Annotated in this window: 10 protein-coding genes; 2 read left to right on the top strand and 8 right to left on the bottom strand. The window is 37.6% G+C overall.

All coding sequences use genetic code 11. The features are described 5' to 3' along the window. On the top strand, window positions 1-435 hold a 435-nt coding region (locus AC1DND_RS11030; RefSeq protein WP_477581593.1), incomplete at its 5' end, for an amino acid--tRNA ligase-related protein. Between the two features lie 184 nt (window positions 436-619). Here AC1DND_RS11030 and AC1DND_RS11025 read toward each other — a convergent pair. The 7 genes from AC1DND_RS11025 to AC1DND_RS10995 all read right to left on the bottom strand — a co-directional run bounded on the left by AC1DND_RS11025 (window position 620) and on the right by AC1DND_RS10995 (window position 5,699). Then, a complete protein-coding gene (locus AC1DND_RS11025) occupies window positions 620-1,057 on the bottom strand; it encodes a hypothetical protein (protein ID WP_215165636.1) in 438 nt (145 codons plus the stop codon). Next, window positions 1,044-1,421 carry a hypothetical protein gene (locus AC1DND_RS11020; protein ID WP_029276839.1) on the bottom strand — a complete coding sequence of 126 codons (378 nt, stop codon included), beginning with the start codon at window positions 1,419-1,421 and terminating at the stop codon, window positions 1,044-1,046. Before AC1DND_RS11020 ends, AC1DND_RS11025 begins: the two co-directional genes overlap by 14 nt. 52 nt (window positions 1,422-1,473) lie before the next feature. Continuing rightward, a complete protein-coding gene (locus tag AC1DND_RS11015) occupies window positions 1,474-1,740 on the bottom strand; it encodes a YtxH domain-containing protein (protein WP_029276837.1) in 267 nt (88 codons plus the stop codon). Between the two features lie 73 nt (window positions 1,741-1,813). Continuing rightward, the gene (locus AC1DND_RS11010) at window positions 1,814-2,863 is read right to left on the bottom strand and encodes an AI-2E family transporter (protein ID WP_477581592.1); all 1,050 of its coding nucleotides are present in this window, start codon (window positions 2,861-2,863) and stop codon (window positions 1,814-1,816) included. 65 nt (window positions 2,864-2,928) lie between these two features. Continuing rightward, window positions 2,929-4,344 (bottom strand): sigma-54-dependent transcriptional regulator, encoded by a 1,416-nt coding sequence (locus tag AC1DND_RS11005; protein WP_477581590.1) that lies wholly within the window; start codon window positions 4,342-4,344, stop codon window positions 2,929-2,931. Window positions 4,345-4,496: 152 nt separating this feature from the next. After that, entirely contained in the window at window positions 4,497-5,276 is a 780-nt protein-coding gene (locus AC1DND_RS11000; protein ID WP_477581588.1) for an enoyl-CoA hydratase/isomerase family protein, read from the bottom strand. A gap of 3 nt (window positions 5,277-5,279) precedes the next feature. Then, window positions 5,280-5,699 carry a cobalamin B12-binding domain-containing protein gene (locus tag AC1DND_RS10995; RefSeq protein ID WP_057930804.1) on the bottom strand — a complete coding sequence of 140 codons (420 nt, stop codon included), beginning with the start codon at window positions 5,697-5,699 and terminating at the stop codon, window positions 5,280-5,282. Between the two features lie 313 nt (window positions 5,700-6,012). Here AC1DND_RS10995 and AC1DND_RS10990 point away from each other — a divergent pair, with 313 nt between their 5' ends. After that, entirely contained in the window at window positions 6,013-7,668 is a 1,656-nt protein-coding gene (locus tag AC1DND_RS10990; RefSeq protein WP_477581586.1) for a glutamine--tRNA ligase/YqeY domain fusion protein, read from the top strand. A 265-nt stretch (window positions 7,669-7,933) separates the two neighbouring features. On the opposite strand, the gene AC1DND_RS10985 is transcribed toward AC1DND_RS10990, so the two are convergent. Continuing rightward, window positions 7,934-8,770, bottom strand: coding sequence for an N-acetylmuramoyl-L-alanine amidase (locus tag AC1DND_RS10985; protein WP_477581584.1), 837 nt, complete (start codon window positions 8,768-8,770; stop codon window positions 7,934-7,936). Between the last annotated feature and the right edge of the window lie 275 nt (window positions 8,771-9,045).

The following is a 9,045-nucleotide window of genomic DNA, read 5'->3' as shown; positions in this document are numbered from 1 at the left end:
GAGCGTTACCATGCCATGCACCACCCCTTCACTTCGCCTAAACCAGAAGATATTGCCTTATTAGATACCGATCCTAAAAACGTACGTGCTAATGCTTACGATATGGTAATCAACGGAACTGAAGTTGGTGGCGGATCGATCCGTATTCACGATAGAGCATTACAGGCTTTAATGTTTAAACATTTAGGTTTTAGTGCAGAAGAAGCACAAAAACAATTTGGTTTCTTAATGGATGCCTTTGAGTTTGGTGCACCTCCACATGGCGGTATTGCCTTTGGTTTCGATCGTTTAACCTCAATTTTCGCAGGTTTAGATTCAATCCGTGATGTGATTGCTTTCCCTAAAAACAACTCGGGCAGAGATGTAATGATCGATAGTCCGAGTACTATTGACGAGAAGCAATTGAAAGAATTAAAGATTAAAACAGATTTATAGATTCATTAGTTCACTGGTCATTGGTTCATTGGGCTGAGAGCAGAAATAGCATAGTCATAAAACAAGGTTTACAACGGCTAAGTTTTTAATCAAGAAAGCCTCAGAATTTAGAATCCTGAGGCTTTTGATTTAATATCATTTGGCAATTGCTAACGAATGAACCAATGGCTAATGAACCATTGAACTAATACGTTTCACTATCAGGCGGGATGCCGTAGTCTACAAATTTCTTTTCTTTTTTCTCTTTCTTTTTTCCCAACCAGCTCTTCACAGAATTAAAGATTGCCGACAAATGTTCCGCATCAAGCGATTTACCAATTTTTCCTGAAACCAGACCTACAGCCGCTTTGGTTAAAAAACCAGCACCTCTAAATAGGGTTTTATTCATAAACATCGGCAAAAGCAACGACATGGCGGTTCCACTAATATTTAATTTTTCATCGGCTTTAAACAGGTTACTTGGCGTAGCATACCGCTTTATCAGCGCGCCTAAGGTAAATTGTTTAAAATAAGCTTTCGTATCCGATTTAAGCATATTCTGCTTAAGGGTGTACTCAACCTTAAGTTCTAATTTTCTAGCCTGCAGGTCTTCTAGGTTACGGATGTCTTTATACCTTTTCATCTTCCTCCTTATCTGCAAGTTTATCAAAGTATCTCCTAATGGCTACATTAATAATTGCCTTCTCTATATACTTATTCTTGGTTAAATAAACAATTATTGCCAATAGAATATAAAACAAGGAAACGCAGCCAAAGCCTCCGGCATAGCTACCCAAAAGACCAGACAGATAAAGTGCCAAAGTTACCGAGCCAAATAAAAAGGCCAATATAAAACAAACTATAACTGCCGTACTGGTTACTAAATCGGCAAAAACTTTAGAAACTTTTTCTACCAGATAAAGTCTGGTATATTCAGCCCTGGCCTCTAAAAAGCCTTTAGCATCGTCTACAAGATCTTCGATACTTTTATCTTTATTTTCCTGCATAATTCAGATGATATTTAACCGGGCAATTGCCCGGCTATGCAATATTTATTTATTACGCGTGCTCCACGTCGTCGCTGTATTCTCCTTCTACGCTTCTTAGTTTCGTTTTGATCGAGCTTACCACTTTATCCTTTAAGCTGGCAAGGTGGTTAATTTCATCAGCAGCTTTATCTTTGATAGAATCGCCCAAGTCTTTTAGAGATTGGCTTAATTTATCGCGGGTTTCATCACCTTTATCTGGTGCGAATAAAATTCCTAGAGCCGCACCAGCAGCTAATCCTGCTAAAAGCGCAACTACAACTTTTGAGTTATCATTCATAATTAATGTATTTTAAGGGTTTAACAATTATGTACAATATAAAACTACTACATTATTTATTGTTAAGCTATATTTATAACTCCGTATGCTCATTATTTGTTTTAATTCTTTCCAATCTTTCTGATGCAAGCGTACTGGTTTCGTAAATCTTAACGAGCAATATAAAATAAGATAATAGTAGCGGGCCAAAAACAAGGCCCAATATTCCAAATAAAGGGATACCAATAATTACGCCAATTACTGTAATTATAGGGTGAATATTACCAACTTTTTTTGCAATAATAAACCTTAGCACGTTATCGATATTGATAATGACTACAAAACCAAAAATAAGCATGGCCCAGCCAGCAAAATTATTCCCGTTCGCAATCTGCAAAATCGCAGCTGGAACAAAAACAACCGGTGGCCCCAAAACGGGCACAAAAGAAATAAATGCTGTAATTACCCCCCAAAATACTGGGTCTTTATAACCCAAAACATAAAAAGAAAGACTCAAAAGCGAACCTTGAACGAGGCAGATCAGCCCTTGTCCTAATACATTTGCATAAGTTGTGTTTCGCATTTCATCACCAAAACGAAGTGCATTCTGTTCTCTGAAAGGTGCATATTTAATCAATGAAAATTCGAATTTTCTTCGTTCTATTAACATAAAGTAGAGTAAAAAGTACATCACCAATAAACTTAATATAATATTTACTGCACTCGATATTAAGGATGGAAAAAGCTGAGTGGCCCAATTCCCCAAGCGGTTTAATCCTTCCTGAATAAGATCCTGATTAATTTTAACCGGAATAAGATGCTGTAATTTAACCAGCAGATTCCTGAAAAACACTTCATTGTTCTTCAATTCCGAAATTTTACTGATAACCATACTACTTAATGCATAAAAAGGCATTACAATGAGTATGATACTGATAGTGATAAGGAAAATAGCCGTTACTCTTTTATTCCAGCCCTTATTTTCTGCCAAATGGATATACGCCGGCCGCATTATAGTGTAAAGCACCAAAGTACTTAAAATAGCACTAAAAATACTTTGCAAAGAATACGCAATTAACACCCCCAGCGCAATAATAATGACCAGGTTAATGTTATTGCGTTGCTTATAAGAGAATACTGACATATTTAGATAATAAGGGTATTCTTTAAATGCTAAAATGGCTGATTTTGTTTTTCTAGATTTAAAATTTATATCCCATCATCAACCTCAATAAATTTGATTTTATTGTAAAGTGTTTTTCTGTCGATATTTAATATTTTTGCTGCCTTGGTTTTGTTGAAATTAACCGCTTTTAGCACTTCTAAAATAGCAGTATATTCAGCTTCTTTAGCAGTATTTCGCAAATTAAGTGATTTATCATCATTTAATTTTAGGGACAAAGGAAGTGCTTTTTTTTCGTGCTGTGTCTTAGGATAATCAGTCATTCGAAGCTCCAATGGCAAAACATGAGTTTCTATCCAATCACCATCGGTTAATAAAGCAATCCGCCTGACAACATTCTTCAGCTCACGTACATTACCTGGCCAATTATATGCTAATAAACATCTCATCGCTTCATCAGAAAAGCCTTTAATTTTTTTGTTCAATTCTTTGTTTACTGCAGCCAGAAAACGTTCAGCAAAGATAAGAACATCATTATCCCGGTGTTTCAATGATGGAACATGTATAGAAAATTCATTAAAACGGTGATATAAATCTTCCCTGAATATACCCTTTTGAATCCCTTCTACTAAATTTTCATTTGTAGCTACAATAAGCCGCACATCCAGATCAATCTCCTTCGTACTTCCAATCCGCTTTATTTTCCGCTCTTGAACTGCCCTGAGCAAAGTTGCCTGGATCTCATAGGATAAATTACCGATCTCATCAAGAAATAATGTACCTCCATTAGCCTGCTCAAAGTGACCGATTTTAGTGAAGGCTGCTCCGGTAAACGCCCCTTTCTCATGTCCAAAAAACTCACTGGCGGCTAATTCTTTTGTTAAAGAACCACAATCCATGGCGATGAAAGGTTCTTTGCCACGCGAACTATTTTGGTGAATGGTTTTAGCAACACATTCTTTCCCTGTTCCACTTTGCCCCGTTAAAATGACCGTGTACCCTGTTCGTGCTATGAGTTGGATTTGTTTCAGTAAAAGTGCCGATGCATCGCTCTCCCCATTTATATACTCCGGGCCATTTAGAAAATCGGAAATAACATTACGACCAGCGCGTTCAAAATTTTTAGGCGATTTTAAGGTCTCTTGCGTTTCAAGGGCTTTATTTATGGTATTTAAAATCTCATCCGGGTAAAGCGGTTTCACTATATAATCGTAAGCCCCTAGTTTTATCAATTCTACGGCAAGCTTAATATCTGAATAACCTGTAATAATAATCACACCGGTTGCTGGATAGTTTTCCTTAATGTGGATTAAAATCTCTTTCCCATCTGTATCATCCAAACGATAATCGCATAATACTAAATCGAATCTCTCTTTTTCAAGAATTTGTAAAACCGTTCTACCTGTTGTTACATTCGAAACTTCAAATCCATTTTTAGTTAAAAACTTGCAGAGTAATAAACCGATGCTAATTTCATCGTCAACAATGAGTATCTTTTTCATGAGTAGCGTTGTTATTATAAAAACCCATACGTAGTGGTAAGCACATTAGGGTTAATAATTAATTAACATAATTACTCAAAAAAAATTGCATTGAAAAATTTTTGCAACACTTTCGTTACACCGTATATCAAATTAATACTACAAAGGCATTGCTACTTTCCAGAAAAATTTGCTTTTCTCTTTTCAACAAATGCAGTTACGCCTTCTTTAAAATCGGCAGTTTCGAAACATTTGCCAAATTCTTCAATTTCGGTAGCGTAGCCATTGTTATTATTTACAGCTGCAATTACAGATTTTATCGCTGCCGAAACAGCCAGCGGTGCACGTTGCTTAATAACATTCAGCAGCTCTTCAGCCTTGCTAATTAGATCAGACTGTGGAACAACATAATTTACAAGACCTATTTTTTCTGCATCCAAAGCAGTAATCATATTTGCGGTCGTAATCATTTCTATTGCTTTACCTTTTCCAACCAATTGTGTAAGGCGCTGGGTACCGCCATAACCAGGAATTAAACCCAAAGTAACTTCAGGCAAACCTAGTTTTGCATGATCTGATGCGATGCGTATGTGGCAGGCCATGGCAAGCTCCAATCCTCCGCCCAGAGCAAATCCATTAATTGCCGCAATAAATGGTTTTGAAGAATTCTCAATGGCATTAAAAACCAGATCATGACCACGTTTTGCTAAATCTTCTCCCTGTTTACCACTATAATCAGAAAACTCTTTAATGTCAGCTCCCGCAACAAAGGCCTTTTCACCTGCTCCGGTTAAAATAACACCCCTTACATCATCTGTTTTGCCCGCGAAGGCAATTACATCCGCTAATTCAGCCAAAGTATCTTTATTTAAAGCATTCACCGCTTTTTCACGGTTGATGGTAACGTATAAAATGTTTTCTTTTATCTCTGAGATTAAATTCTGGTATGCCATAGCTTAAAAATTTCTGTTTTCTGTAACCCAATTCTGAATATATTCTACAATACTTGCCATTGTTGTACCTGGAGGAAATAGCTCCCCAACACCCATATCTGCAAGTTTTAACCGATCAGCTTCCGGAATAATCCCTCCGCCAGTTAATAACACATCATCTAACTGTTTTTCTTTCATAAAATGAATAATTTTTGGAAAAACCGTCATGTGTGCGCCCGATAGGATGGAAATCCCAATGGCATCAACATCCTCCTGAAGCGCTGTGTTTACCACCATTTCTGGTGTTTGGCGTAAGCCGGTATAAATTACTTCCATGCCAGCATCCCGTAAGGAAGTTGCGATTACTTTGGCCCCTCTGTCGTGGCCATCTAATCCAACTTTAGCTACTAAAACGCGGATAGGCCGATTTAATACTTTGCTCATAATGAATATTAAGTTGACGTAAATGTATCGATTTTATTAGGTAATTGAGAAATAGAGGTGCACGACAAATAGCATACGCGGTCGTCATCCTGAATTTATTTCAGGATCTTTCCTGCTATAAAGATGCTGAAACGAGTTCAGCAGGACGTGGTCGACTTGAAATGTGCAATTTATCGTACATCATATTTGTTCTTTCATAGCACTATAACGAAGTTCTGGGCTATCGGCTATCAACTATGGGCTAATAAACCTATAATCATTGTATAAATCCGCTCAATCTTTTTACATTTGCATTCCTAATTTACAGGTTTTTATGAGTGAAGAGAAGTCATTGAACTTTATTGAAGAAATTGTTGAGAACGACTTAAATAGTGGTAAGTATGAAACTTTGGTTACGCGTTTCCCGCCGGAGCCTAATGGTTATTTACACATCGGCCACGCGAAAGCAATATGCTTAAATTTCGGACTAACACAAAAATACGGCGGCTATACCAATCTGCGTTTTGATGATACCAATCCGGTAACAGAAAAAACAGAATATGTAAACAGTCAGCAAGAAGATATCAGATGGTTGGGTTTTAACTGGAAAAATGAATTATATGCCTCAGATTATTTTGATGAGCTGTATGGTTTTGCCGTTAAACTGATCGAAAAAGGTTTGGCTTATGTTGACGAGAGTTCTGCAGATGAAATTGCAGCTTTAAAAGGCACGCCAACAGAACCAGGACAGGATAGCCCATATCGTAACCGCAGCATTGAAGAGAATTTAGACATTTTCACGAAAATGAAAAATGGCGAATTTGCCGACGGTGCCTATATTTTGAKAGCAAAAATCGACATGGCCAGTCCGAATATGTTAATGCGCGATCCGATTATCTATCGCATCAAACATGCCGAACATCACCGTACCGGTAACAAATGGTGCATTTACCCAATGTACGATTTTGCTCACGGACAAAGCGATAGTATCGAAAACATCACGCACTCTATCTGTACGTTGGAATATGTTTCGCACCGTGAACTGTACGATTGGTTTATCGAAAAACTAGAGATTTTTCCTTCAAAACAATATGAATTTGCCCGTTTAAACCTTACCAGCACGGTAATGAGTAAACGTAAGTTACTTCAACTGGTTAACGAAAACTTAGTAAATGGATGGGACGATCCGCGCATGCCTACAATTAGTGGGTTACGTAGGAGAGGTTTTACACCAAAAAGCGTACGCGAATTTTGTGAACGTATTGGTATCGCCAAACGCGAAAATTTAATTGAGCTAAGTTTATTGGAATTTTGTATCCGCGAAGATTTAAATAAAACGGCTAACCGTGTAATGGCGGTTTTAGATCCGATTAAACTGGTGATTACAAATTACGAAAAAGGAACAGAAGATTTAATCGGCGAAAACAATCCAGAGGCTGAAGATGGTGGTGGCACGCGTGTGATCCCTTTCAGCAACGAACTTTGGATAGAACGTGAAGATTTCATGGAAGTACCCGCAAAAAAATGGTTCCGCCTGGCACCCGGTGCAATGGTACGCTTAAAATTTGCCTACATTGTTAAATGTGAAGATTTTGTAAAAGATGAAAACGGAAACGTTACCGAAATTCATTGTACTTACATCCCAGAATCGAAAAGTGGAAATGATACCAGCGGCATAAATGTTAAAGGAACCATCCATTGGGTAAGTGCTCCGCATGCCAAAACTGCCGAAATCCGTTTGTACGACCGTTTGTTTACTTCTGAAACACCAGATGCTGAGGAAGGAGATTTTAAAGATTACCTAAACCCTGAAAGCTTAACGGTTTTACCTAACGTTTATATCGAGCCGGCCCTGGCAGATGCAGATCTGGAAAGCCGTTATCAGTTTATCCGTAAAGGTTATTTCTGTTTAGATAGAGATTCTACTGCAGATAAATTGGTTTTTAACCGTACAGTTACACTAAAAGATACGTTTAAGAAGCCGAATTAATTAGCTTTTTTAAACCACAGATAAACACGGATGAACACAGATTTATCCGTGTTTTTTTTTGTGCTAGAATTTGGCTGCAAATGCATGCAGAGAAGAATATTGGGTGGCAAATATTAGCATTGTTTTTTGCGCCATAAACTTCAGGTTATTCCGCTTTTAAAGATCCAGTCCTGTAGCGAAGCGGAAAGCTACGCAGTAAAACAAGTTCAGGAGAAAGATTGCGCGCTGTGCGTTTAATCTACGCAACCGCCAAACCCCATTCTGTTTAGTACTTCGTATAAACATTATAAAGTACCAAAACATCCACAGGCGTTAAAGTAGGCGTAATATCACTCTGGATAAAATGGATTTTAAAAGCAGTGATTGCTGCAGGGAGATTACTGGTATCGTAACCAATATATTTTAAGGCCATTTCGGTATTAAAATCTACAGGAGGGTTTTTCAGCACATCATCATACCAATAGCCAAAGCCCTTATCTGCCAGTTTTTTCCAGGGGAAATTTTTAGGATCATTTTTTCGTTTAGGTGCTATATCGGCATGACCGATAAAATTCGCTGTCGGGATTCCATAGGTTTTCTTTAAAGTGGCCAACAACTTTAGCAGGCTATTGATCTGTGCATCAGGCCATGGGTCAGTTAAGCCATTATTATCCAATTCAATGCCTATCGATGAAGAGTTTAAGTCGGTATCCTTCCCCCATTTACTTACACCAGCATGATTTGCGCGTAAGTAATCATTCACCATATGCACTACTTTACCGTCGCGGCTGATAACATAATGGGCACTTGTACCTGCCTTAGTTGAGAAAAACGTCTTTATGGTCTGTGCCAAACTATCTTGTGCAGTATGATGGATCACCACAAAATTTGGTTTACGTATCCCAAAATTTACAGAACCAATCCATTCCTGGTTTGTTGCTCCTAATGAATCGTAAAGCTGACCAACTGGTGGCGTGGTATTGATTATTTTCGAAAAATCCTTTGCCTTTTCTTTATAGATTTTTTCTGTTGCAGCATATTTGCTGCTTCCGCAGGCAGATAAAATAAGTACAAGAGAAAAAGCGGAAATAGATAATGATTTTGATGACCTTGAAAATAACATGGTATGAATTGTTAGCAAGTTGAAGTTACAAAGTTATCTTAAACTTCACCCAATGCATCAAACTTTATACAAAGCTTTCAAAATTTACTAATTTAGCAGCCATATACTTTAATATGAAGAATTTATACAAATCAACCCTGTTTTTATCGGCAGTAGCTATTTCTGTAGGCACCTTATCGTCTTGTACCGGCAATAATAAATCTAAAGATGAAAAGGCTGTAGTAGTACAAAAAGATAGTTTGACCAATTATGTTGCACAACGCCTGCCTATTTAC

This window comes from Pedobacter sp. 01N416 (assembly GCF_056399685.1).
This window is presented reverse-complemented; position numbering and strand designations above follow the sequence as displayed.